Consider the following 16,623-nt stretch of genomic DNA (forward strand, 5'->3'; position numbering starts at 1 on the left):
CATGTTGAGCGGAAATGTCGATCGCGTGAGCATATCGGCGTACGCTCAAACGTTGACACGTTAACAAAATGTGAAAGGCACATTTATGGCAAAAATCGGCATCATTCTTGGCTCTACCCGCGACGACCGCGCCGGGCTGGCCATCGCCCAATGGGTCACTGACCTGGCCCAAGGTCGCGACGTTGACTACGAGCTCATTGACCTCAAGGCCTTCGACGTTCCAATTCTCACTTCTTCCGTCATCCCTATGGCGGCAAACAAAAATTACGAGGACCCGAATGTCCAAGCTTGGTCCGATGCCATTGATGCCTGCGACGGCTATATCTTCGTTACCCCGGAGTACAACCACTCCGTGCCGGGTGCGTTCAAGAACGCCGTCGATTCCTTGGGCGCTGAGTGGGTGGCCAAGCCGATTGCCTATGTGGGCTATAGCTTTAGCGGCGGCATCCGCGCGGTAGAGGCGTGGCGCCTCATCATGGCGAACTTCTCTATGAAGCAGCTGCGCACCCAGCTGGATATCTCGCTGAATACCGACATGAAGGATGGCACCTTCACCCCGGCTGATTTCAAGGTCGGGATCGTCGAAAATATCTGCGCCGAGCTGGAAGAAGCCCTATCCTAGGGCGCATGGAAAAAGTAGCAGTCGTTACAGGAGCGTCCTCGGGGATTGGGGAGGCGTCGGCAAGAGCGTTGGCGGCTGACGGCTGGCATGTCGTCGTCGGCGCGCGGCGCGTGGAGCGCCTTGAGGCCCTCGCGAACGACATCGGCGGCGAGGCATATGCCCTCGACGTGACCTCGGACGAGTCCGTGGCTGAGTTCGTCTCCCACCTCGACCGCGTGGACCTCTTGGTCAACAACGCCGGTGGCGCAAAGGGCTTGGAGCCCCTCGTGGAGACCACCATCGAGGATTGGCAGTGGATGTACGAGGTCAACGTCCTTGGCACCGTTCGCATGATCCAGGCTCTCATGCCGAAGCTGCGAGGCGGGCTCATTATCAACATGGGCTCCGTGGCCGGGTGGAACGTCTACGAAGGTGGCTCCGGCTACAACGCTGCTAAGCATGGTGTGCGCGTGATTTCCCGTGCACTACGTATCGAGGAGCACGGCGTTCGCGTCACCGAACTCGACCCGGGCCGTGTAGCCACGGAAGAGTTTTCCCTTAATCGTTTTCGGGGCGACGCCAAACGTGCCGCACAAGTTTATGACGGCGAACTCAACCTCACCGCAGAAGACATCGCTGAGGCAGTGCGTTGGGTGGCGTCCCTGCCGGAGCACGTCAACATTGACACCATGACTATTAAGCCGCGTATGCAAAGCTAATTTACCTGTTTCGCTGCAGGTGAGACGCCTCTTATAGTGGCATGCGTTAGTGAAAACGCATGTGAGTATGGGGGTGTTAGGTGGCTTTCAGCGCCATAGTGGCCTTGATGGGTGTGTGGTTCGCGGCGATGGCTTCGCCGGGGCCAGATGTGGTTCAGATTATTCGATTGGGTGCGCGTTCCACGCGAGCAGCGGTGTGGGCGGCAATCGGCAGCACGACTGGCTTAATGATCTGGACCGTTGCTTCGCTGGCGGGGCTTACCGCACTGATTTCGGCCCATCCTGAAATCCTTGTGGCGCTGCAGGTTGCCGGCGGTAGCTATCTGCTGTGGATGGCATTTTCTGCAATAAGCAGCGGCATCAAAGAGCGTCGTGCTCCAGCAACCATCAATCCGCAACCGCGCGGGTTTACCCCGGACGGCATCATCAGACTCGGCACGGCGTACCGCATGGGCCTAGTCAGCGATCTTTCTAATCCCAAGGTGCTCATCTTCTTCGGCGCTATCTTCGCCAACTTCATCGATCCGGGCATGGGCTTGAGCGCGAATGCCACGGTTGGTTCTGTGCTGATTATTGAAAGCCTCATCATTTTCGTCGGCGTTGCGTTGTGCACCCGTGCGGTGGCGAAGTGGATGGCAAAGAATTCCGCCGGGGTAGATATCTTCAGCGGAGTCGTGTTTGCCCTGCTTGGCATCATCATTCTGGCAGAGGGAATTCTTGCGCTTTGAGCTGGGTATGCTGGTCAACATGCTAGAAGTCTCAATTAAGGGAGAATCCATTAAGCTCGGCCAGTTCCTCAAACTGGCCTCCTTGGTCGCCACCGGGGGTGAGGCCAAAGAACTCATCGAGCAGGGGCAGGTCACCGTCAATGGGGAGGTGACTAAGCAGCGCGGAGCAACGCTGGCGCTTGGCGACGTCATCTGCGTCTCCGACACCTGCGCCCGCGTCGTCGAAGACGACGACGATTATTTTGATGAAGCCACCGCCGATGATGACTTCGACCCGGAGAAGTGGAGGAACCTTTAATGCCTGCATTTGAAGCAGAAGTAGGAATGCCCTACTGGATTACCCTGGCCAGCTCTGATGTGAAAGCCTCCGAGAAGTTTTACTCGGCCGTGCTGGGCTGGGAATTCGAAGATGGCATTGCTCGGCTGCAGGGCCTTCCCATCGCAGAAATTGTTCCGGGTCAGGACACCTGGGCTACCTACTTCCTCTCCCGCGACTTGGAAGCCGACTGCGCCCGGGTTGAACAACTCGGCGGAAAAATCCTCGCTTTAGGTGCCCCGCTGGCGCTCGTACTCGATAAGTCCGGTGCCATGTTTGGTTTGATGCAGCCGGAGCTCGACCGCTTCGTCGCCGGTGGTGAGCCTGGCACACCGGTGTGGCACGAGCTGACGGTCTCGGATGATTTCCACTCCGCGCTGGACTTTTATGGCGAGCTCTTCGATTGGGAGATTCGCGGCGATGAGCATTACGCGGTTGCGGAGGAAGAAGGCGCTGCCTTCGCTGGATTCTGGCACGCGGAAGGTTTGCCGAGCTTTTGGCAAACCTACTTGGGTGTGCGGGATATTGACCAGGCAGCGAAGGCTGTTACGGACAATGGTGGGCAGGTTATCCGCGAGCCCCACGATTCGCCATTCGGCCGCCTGTGCTTGATTGAGGATTCCACGGGCGCGGCACTTACCTTGTGTGAGGTCGAGGATGCCCCCGAAGAACCCATCGAGCTCTAGAGTCACGGAGGTAGTTCTCCGCATACCTCTTGGCAATGTCTCCACCTACGGAGAGATTGCAAAAGTGGCAGGGGTCGGCCCGCGGTATGTGGGCTGGGTAATGTCGAAAAGCGTGGATCTGCCCTGGTGGCGGGTGGTCAACAGTACCGGCCGCGCCCACACCTCTGCCGCCCAGGCCCATTGGGATGAAGAAGGAATCCCGCACCGCGGTGACCGCGTGGTGCTCTCTGAGTGCGGGCTGGATGCGGCGGATCTGGGAGGGTGAAAGTGCGCGCTTGGCTCTTTTTGAGCATCGCCATCTTCAGTGAGGTGTTGGCGACACTAAGCCTCAAAGTGGCGCTGGAGTACCCCGCGGTCTATGTCGTGGTGGTGGCGGGTTACGTCGTCGCTTTTTCCGCCCTGCACCAAGTGTTGCGCTGCGGCATGCACGTGGGCGCGGCCTATGGCATCTGGGGCGCAACCGGAGTGGTGCTTACCGCGGGGCTCTCCGCATACCTCTTCGGCGAGCAGCTCACGCCGCTCATGCTGATGGGTATCGGCTGCATCATCGCCGGCGTAGTTTGCGTAGAAATGGGCGGCCGGGCGCCGAAGACAACGCTCGTGGAAGTGGAGACATGATCTGGCTATCCCTTGCCATCCTCATCGAAGTTGCCGGCACTTTGGGCCTGCGTATGCTGGCCGTACATGGTCAGAAGGCTTGGGTGGCGTGGGTCGTCGTGGCCTATGTGGCCTCCTATATTTTCTTGTCGTTGGCACTCCGGCAGGGAATGCCGCTGGGCGTGGCCTATGGAATGTGGACCGCTTGCGGCGTGGCGCTTACTGCCCTGTTCTCCTTCCTGCTTTTCCGCGAGCCATTTACCTGGCTTAAGGGCTTAGGGGTTGCACTGATCATCGGTGGAGTTCTCCTGGTCGATATGGGGTAGACGACGATCCCCTTCGTCGTTTTAGACGACGGACCTTTCTTAGAAGGGGATCTCCTCTCCGCCTTCAGATTCCTTGTTCTCTGCCTTTTCTGTATGTGCGTGGTGTGCGGCTTCTTGTTGTTCTTTGTCTAGCTCAGTTTTAAGCTCTTGGGCCTCACGGTGTTTCCGGGCGCGGAAGCCCTCAATATCTTGTGCCACACTTCGCGCCCAGCGCTTGTTCTTAGGGGCTAGTGGTCCGGAAGGTTCGGTGATTGCCCACGTCCCATCCTCAAAAAGCCAGACCACATCCCCGGTATCCGGGTCCAAAATATAAAAGGCCCGTCCGTCGGTCTTCATGTTGTGGTGATGCTGGCATAACGCGATCATGTTGTCCGGGTGCGTTGGCCCGCCATCGGCGTAGTTAATACGGTGATCCAACTGGCATAGCCACGCAGGCATTCCGCAGCCAGCTGCACGACAGGTGCCATCGCGGCCCTCAACATACTTGCGCACCATCGTGTTTGGTCCGTAGCTATTGGAGGCCTCCGGCTTGGTGCTCAAATCCCTTTTCGTTACGGCTTGTGCGGGGATGTTGCCTACCTGCCAGCCATGACCTTCTACATATACAGGTGCATCCTCGACATCACTGGCTTGATAAGTGTGGAGCACTACCCGGGCAGCTTCTGGCTCCACCTTTCCGGTGACAAGAAGGATGAGGGCATCGGCCATAGACACCTCATGCTTTTCAGCTGCTGCCTTAATGGCCTCATGAATGATGACCCCGACACTGCTATCGACCTCTAGTTCTATGGTGGCGCGCTGGGCGCGGGTGAGTATGGAATATCGATTCTTTGGGCGTGTATCTTCCACCGCGATTGAGTCATCATGAACCTTGACAAGGTCTCGCATGCGGCGGCGAATCTGCGATGTGGTGGGAAACGCCTGATTGGGCTTTGTGGGAGTAAACCAACGGGCCAACGAAGTATCAATGGCAGCCACTACCTCTGGGGAAGGCTGGCCCAGCTTAGCCATGACCTGGTCAATGGCAATCAAGGCAGGTAGGTCCAGCAAATAATAAGCATCTTGTAGTGCTTTGAGCTGGGGAAGTTCTCTAAGGCGGTAAATCCCCATGACTATGCGAGCAACCGCTCCGGCCGTTTTGCCGGTCTTTAACCCTAGGCGCATACACGCTGTGTCTGAGTCTTCGTCCAGGGCGGGAAGGACGTTAGACCAGAACTCGTAGTCTGCTTGGCGTATGTCTTTACCTTTCATACATACTGGGTCGTTCGGATTGGAATGAGAAAAATAGGAAACAACAACGTCTGAAGTGGAAGCCACTTCAACCCCCTACTGTTGGTCGAGTTACTGCGAAGGGATGACCCCCCCACCGTTCGAAACCCCTTTCGATATAGAGCTTATTCGATACCTCGGGGGAAGTCCATGCCGGGGAAAGAAGTTGTGATTAAAGGGTCAAATGGGAAAACTGATGCTCCACACTCTCCGTGGTATGAGCGCCGGATAAAACGAACATTCGATCCCTCCAGTGGGAACTTAAAGCGCCGAACCTCCAATCAGAGCTGTTAAAGCTGTGACTTGAGTTAATCTATACAAGTGTTTAGGTCTCGTTCCATTATTGTCGGCCTTGCACTGGCGGCCGTCACTGCGCCTTCTGCCCAGGCGCTGACTTTCGATCCTGGAAAAGGTTCCACCGCGCACCCAGATGACCTTGCGCTATGCCGATGGAAACTCAGTTTCCACTGGGAATAGCCATGAGTCTCGCCCCGCGCTTTCCCTGGTGAAGCTGTACCTCGGTATGTGGGTGCTGAAATATGGCGCACCCGAGGATAAGGCTCGGGTGGAGAACATGATTCGTTTTTCTGAGGACGGCACCGCCAGCGACTTGGAGCGGAAGTACCCACAGGCCATTCCCTCCATCATCGGGGAGTATCGACTAGGGGAGACTCACCACAATGGCTACGGGGGAAATACCACGACGTCGACGGAGGATCTCACGCGCTTCATCGGGGTGATTTCTGGGGATCCGGTCGCTGTGCCGATCATGAAAGGAATGGCGACGGCTGCGTCTGTGGCATCCGACGGCTACCGCCAGGACTTTGGCACCGCACGCCTCCCGGGGATCCTAGGGAGCAAATCCGGCTAGTCGGATGACCACCAAGTTCACGCTAGTGCCTCTTTCGGCCCTGGGTATAGCGTGGCGGCTAATACCTATGGATCCCCTGCGGATCTCACGGGGGATGTGTTGGGAGCGGTGGAGGTTGCCAAGCTTGCCGACACCTCTACAGGACGCGCGCGATAGAGCGTGTGCGGAACTAAAGCGGGCGGTGCCGAGCTCTTCGCAGGCGTGCTAAGCGTAGCCATTGTGTAAATACCCTTGGGTGCGTGCAGGGGGCACCTCGACTAAATCACTGCAGGCTAGCAGCGCCGGGTGAGTGTGAGTAGGTATCATCCGTCTTAGCCAGACGATGGGCCCGAATCCCTAGAGTGATGACGGTGGGGTAGAGGATGAGTGCGACGACAATATACTGCGTGACCAACTGCCACGTCTCATCCCACATGTAGTTCCATGCAAAGTGGAGACAGAAGGAAGCAAAGAGCGCTCCTACGCCTACGCCGAGACGCCACCACCAGGTTTTATGGGCAGCGTAAATGGCCCAGCCGATGCCGAAACCCGCGATGGCCGTCAGTGACATGTGCAGGCCTGGGCCTGCCACAAGGCGGAGTCCCCACATCTGCAGCATGCCAATCCAATCAGAGGTCGGGTGCATCACAGCACCGAGGGAGGCGTAGAGGACGTTCTCAAAAACATCGAAAGCCCAGCCCACAAGCGCACCGACGATAAACCCATGCCAAGGTCGGTTGAGCTGGCGGAAGCTGAGCAACACAAAGACCACGCCCAGCGCCTTGGCGAACTCCTCCGGATAAGCGCCGGACCAGGACATCATGGATTCCTCCCAGCCCACTCCTTTGGTGAGGGAGGTGAACGGAAGCGCGGAGAGGAGAGCCAAAGACACCGCGGTGCCGGCTCCCCACAACACGCTGGCTGTGACCCAGCCCTTGGCCGGTGCTGCCCACATCGGACTGAGGTGCCACAGGTATAGGCCTAGTGCTAGGAAGGCTAGTCCGATGAGCAGGTTTATCAGGCTCGGGAGCGGGGCAACGAGAAAAGAGCCCAACAGATTGATAAGAGCTGCGGGTAGACAGACACCAATGAAGACCCACAGTGCTACGCGGAAGATCTTGCTCACTTGAAGGCCTCCATAAACTGGTCGGCGAGTTCCTCTGGGTTTCCGTCCGAGAAGACGAGCTCGTAGTTGAGATCGTCCTTGGCCACGCTGAAGGCAACGACGGGGATGTACGTAGACGTTCGAAGTACGAGGATGCCGTTTTGGTTTTCTACTTCTTCCTTCGGCATCGACCCGAAGGTTGTGGCTCGCACAGCGCGGCGCAGAGCTAGCTCATCATCGTCGACATCAGCGTTGAGATAGGCCTCGACCAAGGTGTCGCCGCAGTACCACGCCTGGTTGGCCATGGATTCATAACTCACGCTGCACTCGACGCCGTCGATGGGCTGATGCCATTCCGGATCATCGAGGACGACCGGCTCTGTTTCCGGCTCGTGTTCCGGCAACGCCAAGCTGAGGACGGCGGGCGTGCCTAGCACGAGGAGGGTCACTCCCAGCACAGCGAAAAACGGTCCCGTCATCTTCGCTGGCGGGAAACGATAAGAAGTCATGCACACCACACTAACGCGTGCTTCTGACATAGAGTGAAGTGCATGAAGGATCTGTATCAGTTTGTTAATGGCCCGTGGATTGAGTCCCACGTTATCCCCGATGATCGCGGTGTCGACGGCACTTTTCACGCGCTTCGCGACGAAGCCGAGGAACTCGTTCATGACATCGTTAAGGAAGACGCAGGCCGTCCGGGGACTTTGTATTCCTCCCACATGGACGTTGCTGGGGTTAACGCCGCAGGTACCACGCCTTTAGCAGAAGACTTGGACAAGCTGGTGGCAGCAGACCCGGAGGAGCTGGCTCATAACTTGGGTGTGCTGGAGCGCGAGGGCGTCGGTGCCCCGGTTACCTTCTGGGTAGAAAAGGACTCCGGCGCCGAGGAGGCGGTGGCCTACATTATTCAGTCTGGTTTAGGTCTGCCGGATGAGGCTTATTACCGCGAGGAAGCTCATGCGCAGACGCTCGCTGACTATGAGAAGCACGTTGCGGCGATGCTGAGCTTTTTGGATCCCGCCCGCCTCTTCGGACTGGGCGCGGAGGCGGCCGCTACGCGCATCGTAAACTTGGAGAAGGAAATCGCGGCCGGCCACTGGGATGTGGTGGCCTCCCGTGATGCGGTGAAGACGTATAACCCGGGGGACGTCGCCAAGCTGCCCAGCATCACCCGCGCCATCCTGAACGGTGGGGGACTGCCGGAGCACCGCGCGGTGGCTATGATGCCGTCCTATTTTGAGCACCTGGAGGGCCTGTTTACCGCCGGCCGCATGGCGGATTGGCAGCTGTGGGCCACGTGGCACATTCTGCTGTCGCGCGCGCCGTATCTCACTGAGGAGATCGGTAAGAAGAATTTCGAATTCTACGGAACCAAGCTCTCTGGCGCTACTGAGCAGCGTGACCGCTGGAAGCGCGCCGTGGGCCTGGCGGAGAATATGGTGGGCCAGGAGATTGGCAAGGTCTTCGTGGACAAGCACTTCCCGCCGTCTTCGAAGTCCGAGATGGATGAGCTGGTGGAGTACCTTACCGCCGCATACCGCGAGAGGATTTCGCAGCTGGAGTGGATGACCCCGGCTACTCGTGAGCGTGCGCTGGAGAAGCTCTCGCAGTTCAAGGCCAAGATTGGCTATCCAGATACCTGGCGTGACTATTCTGAACTGGAGTTTTCTCCGAAGGGTGCGGACTTGGTGGCCAATGTGCGCGCGGGTAACGCGTGGAATCACGATTATGAATTGGCCAAGATTGGCAAGCCGGCGGACCGCGATGAATGGTTCGCAACCCCGCAGACGGTCAATGCTTTTTATAATCCAGTGGTCAATGACATCACCTTCCCGGCAGCGATTCTGCGCCCGCCCTTCTACAACCCTGAGGCGGACGCGGCGGAGAACTTCGGCGCTATCGGTGCGGTGATTGGTCACGAGATCGGCCACGGATTTGATGACCAGGGCTCGCAGTATGACGGCCAGGGCAACCTCAACTCCTGGTGGACGGAGGAGGACCGTGCGGCCTTCGAGAAGCTGACCGCGAAACTGGTGGACCAGTTCCAGGGCCAGGTGCCGAAGGTGTTGGAGGGCACCGATTCCGCGGGTGTCAACGGTAGCTTCACCCTGGGTGAGAACATCGGTGACCTGGGTGGACTGGGTATTGCCGTGGTGGCCTACAAGAACTACTGCGCAGACAAGGACCTGGATATCAACGGCCAGGTAGCGCCGTTCGAGGCCGCGGGCGCTGAGCCGGAATTGGCAAAGCACGAGTACACCGGTCTGCAGCGCTTCTTCCTGGCGTGGGCGCGCGTGTGGCGTACTGCTATTCGTCCGGAGATGGCCACGCAGTACTTGGCCATTGATCCGCACTCGCCGGCGGAGTTCCGTTGCAACATCATCGCGGAGAACATCGACGAATTCTACGAGGCCTTTGATGTCGAGGGTGGTCTTGTCCCAGAGGAGCGCGTCACCATCTGGTAGTACCCTTGGGGGCCATGAGTGAGTGGAATATCGGCGGCCAGGATCGCCAGCTAAGTCCAGAACAACAGCTCGAGCAGCTCTCCTCTTACATGGAGGTGCACTACCCGCTGCCGGATTTCCGCCCGCCGTGGGCCGGTGGAGGTTCGCCGGAGGCGGACCGCTACTGTGCGCTGCTTCCGGACCGCATCGTGCAAGCCTCCATGATGGTGCTGGGCTCCGCAGTGGATCACTCGCTGCCCGGCACCGCCTTTACGGAAGGCGTGAGCGCCCAGGACTCTGAGGTGGGAGCGATTTTTGTTCCTTCAGAGCAGAATGGCCGCTGGGCGGTATCGCTGCACTCCGGTGGATGGTGGCGCGGTGATGGCAAGGCGTTAGAGATGCAGTGGCGGCCCGAAGTGGCTGCTGCGGCACAGCTGTCCGGAACCACCATCATTGATGTCGATTATCCGTTGGCACCGGAGCACACCGTGGCGGAGATGGTTCAGTCGGTTCAGGCGGCCGTCGATTATGCCCGCGAGCATGGTGCCGAGCGCGTGACGGTGTGGGGCTATTCCTCCGGCGGCGCGCTCGCAGCGCTGGTGCCTGCCGACGCCCTCCTCCTCACCTTCCCCGACTTCGGTGCGCTGGCCAAGCTTCCGGAGGAGATCCGCGGTGACTACGTCCTCGATGTTGAGAAGCTGCCAGGGCTATATTCTGACATCTTGGTCCAAACCGCAACGCAGGATGAGATCGCTGAGCGCGTGGAGATCCCCGGTGCACAGACCGCGGACTACGTGTCCATGCACCGTATTTCGACCCCGGCCGTGGCGCGGCAGCGCATTAAAGATTCGGCCGAGTTTCTATGATCCCTCTGGTCGAATCTTCATCTCGGAGTTCTTCCACAGGCCGGAGCGCTGGATAATTTCTTGGTCGATATCTGCCTCGAGCGGGGCCTCGCCGCGGGAGTTGGTGCGCAGCTCATACTTTTCAATGGAGCCCCAGTCGCGCGCCCAATCGTTGTTGAGGTAGCTCGGGATCTCATAGGAGTAGTTCACTGCCTCCGCGGTTGCCAGCGCACCACCACCGGAGAAGGACTGGAAGTCCGTGAGGGAGGTTTGTGCGGCGGCGTCAGGAAGAATGCGGAACTGCGGGATCTCGGTCACGCCGGCGTAGTGGTCGAAGGTGCGCTGGCAGGGGAACTGCAGGGCGACGGACCAGTCGAGGAGTGCCGGGGTAGAGGAATCGAACTGGGAGTTGATGGTGGCAAGCTCCGGGACGCGCGGCGGGGTAAACGCCATCCAATCGTCTTCATCGGTGGAATCATCGACCGCGACGAGGCGCACAACGTTGGCCTCCTCTGGGAGCTCGTCTAGAGCAATGCGGAGGTTGCGCCATTTGGGGGTCGCGCCGACGTCGGAAAGCTCGGCCTCACCCTTGTTGGTGACCTTGCCATCCTTGAGTGTTCCGTACTCCAAGGTGAGCTCGGTGCCCTCCTGCTCCACTCCGTTGACGTCGTGGTGGTAAATCTTGCCGGCGGCAGCGACCGAGAGGACGGGGGTGTTTTCGCCAGGTTCCGGCAAGTTGTACCACTGGGTGGTGATGGTGGCGGTCGAGCGCTGCGATTCATCGTAGGAGCCCATGACCGGGACCTTCCGGTAATCCAAGTTGAACGGCAGGTGCATCTCGGAGCCGTTGACACCCAGGGTTCCGCGCACGCCGCCGGCGGAGGAGTCGGTGACCTCGGTTGCCTTTTCCTCGGATTCGGTGAGATCCTTCTGTTCATTGGACGTCGCCGAGTCCTCACCGGTGGTGTTGGCAATGGCGCCTACTGACGCCGAGTTGAGGTTCTCCGGCTCAATATCTTCCTTGATCATGTTGGGGCCGAAACCGAAGTTGTCCTCCTTCTTGTCAACGAGTGAATCCTTGAGGTCGCCGGCGACCGGAGTGAGGAAGGAATCGTTGGTATTGGTTTCCACCATGGTGGCATCCGCCAGCGAGCAGACATCGCCGCGCAAGGAAGCCAGATTGCCCTTGCCCACGGAGTAGGAATCCGCCTGGGCCACGTAGCCCTTGGCAAAGGAGGCACACGAGAAGGCCACGATGATAATGCAGGCCGCCGCAATCGGCGCGGACATAACACCCGCCCAGCGGGAGACCTTGGCGGCGTTGGCGGCCTCGAATTTCTCGAGGGTGCCGTCGGCTTCGGCCTTGTTCTTGCGATAGCTGTGAACCAGGGACTGGTAGAGACCAATCGCCAGAACCACCATGCCGATGGCCAGCACCACGGTGTTGGCCTCGATGGCCTTGAACTGTACGGTGCGGTCCCACCACGGGATCCCGAAGGAGGACACGTACCACCAAGCGTTCCAGCCGCCCAGGGAGATGGCCAGGAGGAAGATCACCGCGGCGATGGAGAAGGTCCGGGCGCGCGGTGAGCGCATGGCGATCTGGGAAAGGACCACGGAGCCGAGCGCGGCGATGACACCGGCGACGCCGGCGTAGATGCCGAAGTGGTGCGTCCACTTCGTCGGCGTGAACATGAGGAAGAAGGCCGAGAGCGCCATGATGGCTAGCAGGCGCTTGGTGGGATCTGCCTCCGCACCGACGACGCGGTGGTTCTTGATGAAGGCATAGATAATGAGCGCCAAGCAGAAGAGCATGGTGAACATGGCGAAACGGCGCGTCAGGGAGCCGTCCACGGAGGGCTCGAAGAGCGTGGAGTAGCGCACGAACTCGGAGTACCACGGCAGGGACGGGCCGACCGCGGAACGCACGCGAGTGGATTCGAGGACTGACGCTAGTGTTTGGTCCCCGAAGGCGGCGACCATGACGGCAGTGCCGCAAGCAAGGAACGGGGCGATGAGCGCTGTCCAGCCGATCTGGGGAGCGCGCTTGCCCATGATGCGGAACAACGGGGGCAAGCAGACCAGGAAGATGCCCACCGCGGTGAGGCCGGTGGGGCCTGCGGCCAGGGTGATGGTGGCGATGATGGTGCCCACCGCCGCCGGGAGGAGGCGCTGGGTGGAGATGGCGCGCTCAAAAGAGGCCCACGTCAGCATGACGCCGAGGGCCACGATGGGCTCGGGGCGGATGCCGTTGTTATAGGGCAGCCAGAAAGCCAGGAACATGAACGCGGCGGTCCAGTGCGCCAGGCGGCGCTCGTTGACGCGAGCGCCGAAGCGCGGAAGCATCTCGCGCGACAAGATAAACCAGATGATGAGCGCTGAGATAAGCGCAGGCAGGCGCACGATGATGGAGGCGCTAGAGAACTGCGCCAGCCATGCCACGATGTCGTAATAGGGCGCGCCGAACGGGGCCTCGGGGACGCCGTACCAGCGGTAGTAGTTCGCCATATAGGTCGCGTGATCGGAAACGCGCCCCATGGTGAGGATGAAGCCGTCATCAGAGGTATTAGCACCGAAGATGTACCACCAGCCGAGAACAGCTGCCACGACGCCATCGAGCGGGCGGACCTGCTTCCAGGTTTCGGGCATGAATCCGAGGCGTTTGCCATCGAGGCGGTCGATTCGCCACAAGCAGACCAGGCTGATGACTACCATGGCCAGGCCCAGCCACATGGCGATGAGCTTGAGCGGTGTCGGGGAGGAGGTAAAGCGGGAGTTGATCTCCACATGGATGCGGAGGTCGTCACCAAGCGCTGTGAGGTTTTCCGGGGTGTCGTCGATCTCGGTGTAGATGCCGGTGACCTGAGGGCGGAGATCCTCCTCGGAGGTCTTCTTGTGCTTGCCCAAGGAGACGGTGGTGCCGTCACCGGTGGATTGGATGCGGAGCGTGGAGTCCTCAGGCAGCTTCGCTACCTGCTCGGCTGTGAGCGAGAAAATGACCTCATCGAGGCTGGTTACCGAAAGGCCATCCTCGCCGGCGCGAACAAACATGCCGCGGTTGGAGGCCTTCTTGGACTCCGGGGGCACGGTGCCGTAGAGCAGGTCCTGGCCATCGCGCAGCTTGTCGACGGCTCCCAGGGGGATCTCTGCATCAATTTCTTCCGGCGCCACCGAGATGAGCGGGGCGTTGATGGACTGCAGGGAGCCCTGCTGGGGCCAATCGAAGGAGGATTGGGTTTGGTTCACCGGCAGCAGCGGCGTCGCCACGAAGCACAGGAAACCAATGAATCCAGCGATGATGGCGGTGAGTCGCAGGGACTGCGGTGCACGTAATGAAGAGGTTTTCCGATCTGACACGGCGATTAGTCTACGTCACCGCCTTGGCTTCTTAAGATCGCGCCGCCACGATGAAGGGGCCGATTTGTTGCGTGTTCCAACCCTCTTCAAAGACCTCCGGGTTGAAGAACACCGCGCGGTAGCGCACGTTGGGCTGATTGGGGTAAATGTCTTCTGCCAAATGCGTCTTGTAGCCATCCCCGGGTTCCTTGATGTTACCGCGGAAGATGAGCACGTCTGGGCCGCGCCACGGTGAGGACTCGAGGGAATGCGAGAATTCCTTCGGAGTTTGTTCCCAGGACTCGGAAGCCCACTCTTCAATCTGCAGGTTACGGGTGATGAACTCTCCCAGCGGGTTAGCGTAGTTACTGGTGAAGGCGTTGAACCCGTAGTAGGGGTTGTAGGCCATGAAGAGCTTCTCATCGGTCAGGACAACCGTGTCGTTGGCTTCGTAGCCCTGGGCATCGATGAATTCGCGGATCTTGCCGTAGTTAGCGGAAGAATCGCTGGTGTAGCGGTCCGCGCGCTCCCCGTAGCCGTCGGTATCGGTATAGGCGTGATCCAAGGCGGTCACGTTTGTCGCCGGGATCTGCTGGGCATAGTAAACGCCGCCAAGCCCCATGAGGATGGCAAAGGCCAGGGTTACGCGCTTGCTGGTGGCTTCAGAGAATCCTGCCGGATAAAGCGTGGGAAGGCCCATGAGGCGGACGTCGGCCAGCGCGAGAATGCCGGCCGTGGCGAAAAGCACCGCGACGATAAGCTCGAGGCGGAAGCCCAGCAGCGTGCTGCCGGCAAGGGTCATGACCATGGAGGCCAAAGTCCACAGGTAGGTGCCGACGAGCGCGGTGCTCATGGCTCGGATCTCGGGCTCGTCGATGCGCATGACGAGGTAGATCAAGCCGATCAGGCTGAGGACGCCGATGACGGACAAAGAAAGGAAAGGCGCCGGGATTTGGGTGCCCTCTTCTGGCAGGTAGTGCTGCGCGGTGGATTCCAGCGGGGCAGTGGCGTGCAGGACCCCGTAGAGGTAGGGACCCCAGGCGAGCGCGGCGATGGCCAGGGAACCGACCGCGATGGCAACAAGGCGCACGAAGGGAGCCCATGTGCGCTCGGCGACACCGGTGACGAGTGCAATGAGGCTGACGATGGTCAGCGCCACGACGCCCGTGTAGAGCGTGTAGAAGCAGGCTGAGACTCCCAAGTAGATAGCGATTGCGGCGGTGGAGAACCAGGAAGCCCTATAGAAAGCGTGCGAGCAGAGGACGGCCACCGCTGGGACACCCATGGCGATGACGGCGGAATAGGGCTCCTCAGCACCGATGGTCAGGGTCACCGCCGTGGTGGTCAAGGCAATGGCGGTGGCAACGGGCAGGGATCCGGTAAGCCGTTGCCACAGCGGAACCAGGATGCACCCGGCCATGGCCAGGGAGATGAGGCTCCAGGGTTGGTAGACCTCCCAGCCCGGCATGTTGAGAAGGTTGGCGAGCCGCCCACCCATCCAGAACCAGCCCAGCGGGTAGAAGGTAGGCAGGCCCTCGTAGTTCATGTCCGCATAAGAGCTGGCCTCTGTGGCGCGGGTGAGGAATTGGGTGCGGAATACCTGGTCGACTTGGACACCGTCGAGCCACAGGCGGGAGGCCGACAGAGGCAGGCCGATACTGGTCAGAGTGAGCAGCGCGGGCGAAATGTAGCAGACAGCAGTGGTGAGCCACGTCCGCCAACGGGGGCGCGGCCTAATAATCCACCACGCGCACAGAGCGCCCACCAGCAGAACGGTGAGCGCAGTTCCCGCCGTGCTCAACGCGCGGGTCACCATCGACGTACTGAACGCCGGGAGGGAGACCGTCTTAAAGGCGAAGAAACCAATCAACGTAACAAGGCCGCCACCTAAAGCGGCGGCGGCGATACCCACGAGGCTGGCGCGACGCGATAGGCGGTCGACGTCATATTCAATGGTGGGAGACGACATGGTGGGAGACTCAGTCATGTAAGTAGTCTCCCACACGCCGTGGACTTAGCGGAACTTTAGAAAGGCAGCTTCCGGAAGATTGCCTGCGGGATGAACTTGAATCCCAAGGATACGTACTCAAACAGCGGGTGCACGAAGATGGACTGCTTGCCATCCAGGACCGCCTTGACGGTGGCCTTGGCCACGTCGGAGACGTTGACGGTCAGCGGAGCCTCGCCGGCTTCCGCCGACATCTTGGTGCGGACCTGGCCCGGGCGGACCACGAGCACGTTGGCGCCGGAGCCGCGCAGGGCCTCACCGAGGTTGATGAAGAAGCCGTCCACGCCGGCCTTGGAGGCGCCGTAGACAAAGTTGGAGCGGCGCACGCGCATGCCGGCGACAGAGGAGATCGCCACGATGGTGCCGTGTCCCTGCTCCTTGAACTTCTGGCCGAGCAAGACACCGAGGGAGACCGGTGCGGTGTAGTTGGTCTGGGCGGAGGCGACCGCCTTGGCCTGGTCTTGCCACAGCTCTTCCTGGTCACCGAGGGTGCCGAAGGCGATGATGGCAACGTCGACGTCGCCGCGCTCAAAGGCGCGCTTGACGACGTCCCCGTGGCCCTCGAAGTCAGTCGCGTCGAAGTCGATGACCTCAACGTCGCCACCGCGGGACTCGATGGTCGCGCGGGCATCCGCGATGCGCGGGGAGTCGGCGCGTGCCGCCAGAGTGACCTTGGCCGGGCCGCGCTCGAGGAATTCCTCGACGATGCCCAGGCCGATCTCGGAGGTGCCGCCGAGAAGGAGGATGTGTTGTGCTTGGCCTACTGCATTCAGCATGAGGTGATTCCTTT

General features: G+C 60.0%; 17 protein-coding genes. 11 read left to right on the plus strand and 6 right to left on the minus strand.

All coding sequences use genetic code 11. From position 1 onward, the window contains the following. Positions 1 to 85 precede the first annotated feature (85 nt). The 8 genes from CAURIM_RS00435 to CAURIM_RS00470 all read left to right on the plus strand — a co-directional run bounded on the left by CAURIM_RS00435 (position 86) and on the right by CAURIM_RS00470 (position 3,973). Positions 86 to 622, plus strand: a complete 537-nt coding sequence (locus tag CAURIM_RS00435; RefSeq protein WP_201828858.1) for an NADPH-dependent FMN reductase — start codon at positions 86 to 88, stop codon at positions 620 to 622. Between the two features lie 5 nt (positions 623 to 627). Further along, a complete protein-coding gene (locus CAURIM_RS00440) occupies positions 628 to 1,320 on the plus strand; it encodes an SDR family oxidoreductase (RefSeq protein WP_201828857.1) in 693 nt (230 codons plus the stop codon). Between the two features lie 80 nt (positions 1,321 to 1,400). Then, positions 1,401 to 2,048, plus strand: a complete 648-nt coding sequence (locus CAURIM_RS00445; RefSeq protein WP_201828856.1) for a LysE family translocator — start codon at positions 1,401 to 1,403, stop codon at positions 2,046 to 2,048. Positions 2,049 to 2,067: 19 nt separating this feature from the next. Continuing rightward, the gene (locus CAURIM_RS00450; RefSeq protein ID WP_046648682.1) at positions 2,068 to 2,346 is read left to right on the plus strand and encodes an RNA-binding S4 domain-containing protein; all 279 of its coding nucleotides are present in this window, start codon (positions 2,068 to 2,070) and stop codon (positions 2,344 to 2,346) included. Further along, positions 2,346 to 3,050 (plus strand): VOC family protein, encoded by a 705-nt coding sequence (locus CAURIM_RS00455; RefSeq protein WP_201828855.1) that lies wholly within the window; start codon positions 2,346 to 2,348, stop codon positions 3,048 to 3,050. The genes CAURIM_RS00450 and CAURIM_RS00455 overlap by 1 nt, the downstream gene beginning before the upstream one ends. Continuing rightward, positions 3,022 to 3,315, plus strand: a complete 294-nt coding sequence (locus CAURIM_RS00460) for an MGMT family protein (RefSeq protein WP_201828854.1) — start codon at positions 3,022 to 3,024, stop codon at positions 3,313 to 3,315. The genes CAURIM_RS00455 and CAURIM_RS00460 overlap by 29 nt, the downstream gene beginning before the upstream one ends. Before the next feature lie 2 nt (positions 3,316 to 3,317). Further along, positions 3,318 to 3,668, plus strand: coding sequence for a DMT family transporter (locus tag CAURIM_RS00465; protein ID WP_201828853.1), 351 nt, complete (start codon positions 3,318 to 3,320; stop codon positions 3,666 to 3,668). Beyond that, positions 3,665 to 3,973, plus strand: coding sequence for a DMT family transporter (locus CAURIM_RS00470; protein ID WP_201828852.1), 309 nt, complete (start codon positions 3,665 to 3,667; stop codon positions 3,971 to 3,973). Before CAURIM_RS00465 ends, CAURIM_RS00470 begins: the two co-directional genes overlap by 4 nt. 39 nt (positions 3,974 to 4,012) lie before the next feature. On the opposite strand, the gene CAURIM_RS00475 is transcribed toward CAURIM_RS00470, so the two are convergent. Beyond that, positions 4,013 to 5,290: an HNH endonuclease signature motif containing protein gene (locus CAURIM_RS00475; protein WP_236659349.1), complete on the minus strand. Its 1,278-nt coding sequence runs from the start codon at positions 5,288 to 5,290 to the stop codon at positions 4,013 to 4,015. A gap of 457 nt (positions 5,291 to 5,747) precedes the next feature. Between CAURIM_RS00475 and CAURIM_RS00480 the strand changes: the two genes are divergently transcribed. Beyond that, on the plus strand, positions 5,748 to 6,113 hold the full coding sequence (locus CAURIM_RS00480) for a hypothetical protein (RefSeq protein WP_201828851.1): 366 nt from the start codon (positions 5,748 to 5,750) through the stop codon (positions 6,111 to 6,113). Between the two features lie 262 nt (positions 6,114 to 6,375). Here the strand turns inward: CAURIM_RS00480 and CAURIM_RS00485 are convergent, their stop codons facing one another. Further along, positions 6,376 to 7,218 carry a PrsW family intramembrane metalloprotease gene (locus CAURIM_RS00485; RefSeq protein WP_201828850.1) on the minus strand — a complete coding sequence of 281 codons (843 nt, stop codon included), beginning with the start codon at positions 7,216 to 7,218 and terminating at the stop codon, positions 6,376 to 6,378. Next, positions 7,215 to 7,706 carry a hypothetical protein gene (locus CAURIM_RS00490; protein ID WP_201828849.1) on the minus strand — a complete coding sequence of 164 codons (492 nt, stop codon included), beginning with the start codon at positions 7,704 to 7,706 and terminating at the stop codon, positions 7,215 to 7,217. The genes CAURIM_RS00485 and CAURIM_RS00490 overlap by 4 nt, the downstream gene beginning before the upstream one ends. A gap of 42 nt (positions 7,707 to 7,748) precedes the next feature. Here CAURIM_RS00490 and CAURIM_RS00495 point away from each other — a divergent pair, with 42 nt between their 5' ends. Together CAURIM_RS00495 and CAURIM_RS00500 are read left to right on the plus strand one after the other, a co-directional pair. Further along, on the plus strand, positions 7,749 to 9,665 hold the full coding sequence (locus tag CAURIM_RS00495) for a M13 family metallopeptidase (RefSeq protein ID WP_201828848.1): 1,917 nt from the start codon (positions 7,749 to 7,751) through the stop codon (positions 9,663 to 9,665). A gap of 14 nt (positions 9,666 to 9,679) precedes the next feature. Continuing rightward, complete coding sequence (locus tag CAURIM_RS00500; RefSeq protein ID WP_201828847.1) at positions 9,680 to 10,510, plus strand: alpha/beta hydrolase; 831 nt, start codon at positions 9,680 to 9,682, stop codon at positions 10,508 to 10,510. Here CAURIM_RS00500 and CAURIM_RS00505 read toward each other — a convergent pair. From CAURIM_RS00505 to dprE2, 3 genes are read right to left on the minus strand one after another with little or no spacing between them, the layout of a single operon-like run. Beyond that, the gene (locus CAURIM_RS00505) at positions 10,505 to 13,846 is read right to left on the minus strand and encodes an arabinosyltransferase domain-containing protein (RefSeq protein ID WP_201828846.1); all 3,342 of its coding nucleotides are present in this window, start codon (positions 13,844 to 13,846) and stop codon (positions 10,505 to 10,507) included. The genes CAURIM_RS00500 and CAURIM_RS00505 overlap by 6 nt on opposite strands. A 31-nt stretch (positions 13,847 to 13,877) precedes the next feature. Beyond that, positions 13,878 to 15,812, minus strand: coding sequence for a galactan 5-O-arabinofuranosyltransferase (locus CAURIM_RS00510; protein ID WP_201828845.1), 1,935 nt, complete (start codon positions 15,810 to 15,812; stop codon positions 13,878 to 13,880). A 38-nt stretch (positions 15,813 to 15,850) separates the two neighbouring features. Continuing rightward, positions 15,851 to 16,609, minus strand: a complete 759-nt coding sequence (gene dprE2, locus CAURIM_RS00515) for a decaprenylphospho-beta-D-erythro-pentofuranosid-2-ulose 2-reductase (RefSeq protein ID WP_070520274.1) — start codon at positions 16,607 to 16,609, stop codon at positions 15,851 to 15,853. Between the last annotated feature and the right edge of the window lie 14 nt (positions 16,610 to 16,623).

It is taken from the genome of Corynebacterium aurimucosum (genome assembly GCF_030408555.1).
Taxonomy (GTDB): domain Bacteria; phylum Actinomycetota; class Actinomycetes; order Mycobacteriales; family Mycobacteriaceae; genus Corynebacterium; species Corynebacterium aurimucosum.

Excerpts from the sequence above, each read along its gene's own strand:
- CAURIM_RS00435 (WP_201828858.1), top strand. The coding sequence starts at position 86 with ATGGCAAAAATCGGCATCATTCTTGGCTCTACCCGCGACGACCGCGCC.
- dprE2 (WP_070520274.1), bottom strand. The coding sequence starts at position 16,609 with ATGCTGAATGCAGTAGGCCAAGCACAACACATCCTCCTTCTCGGCGGC.
- CAURIM_RS00440 (WP_201828857.1), top strand. The coding sequence starts at position 628 with ATGGAAAAAGTAGCAGTCGTTACAGGAGCGTCCTCGGGGATTGGGGAG.
- CAURIM_RS00495 (WP_201828848.1), top strand. The coding sequence starts at position 7,749 with ATGAAGGATCTGTATCAGTTTGTTAATGGCCCGTGGATTGAGTCCCAC.
- CAURIM_RS00450 (WP_046648682.1), top strand. The coding sequence starts at position 2,068 with ATGCTAGAAGTCTCAATTAAGGGAGAATCCATTAAGCTCGGCCAGTTC.
- CAURIM_RS00500 (WP_201828847.1), top strand. The coding sequence starts at position 9,680 with ATGAGTGAGTGGAATATCGGCGGCCAGGATCGCCAGCTAAGTCCAGAA.
- CAURIM_RS00470 (WP_201828852.1), top strand. The coding sequence starts at position 3,665 with ATGATCTGGCTATCCCTTGCCATCCTCATCGAAGTTGCCGGCACTTTG.
- CAURIM_RS00460 (WP_201828854.1), top strand. The coding sequence starts at position 3,022 with ATGCCCCCGAAGAACCCATCGAGCTCTAGAGTCACGGAGGTAGTTCTC.
- CAURIM_RS00490 (WP_201828849.1), bottom strand. The coding sequence starts at position 7,706 with ATGACTTCTTATCGTTTCCCGCCAGCGAAGATGACGGGACCGTTTTTC.
- CAURIM_RS00455 (WP_201828855.1), top strand. The coding sequence starts at position 2,346 with ATGCCTGCATTTGAAGCAGAAGTAGGAATGCCCTACTGGATTACCCTG.
- CAURIM_RS00510 (WP_201828845.1), bottom strand. The coding sequence starts at position 15,812 with ATGACTGAGTCTCCCACCATGTCGTCTCCCACCATTGAATATGACGTC.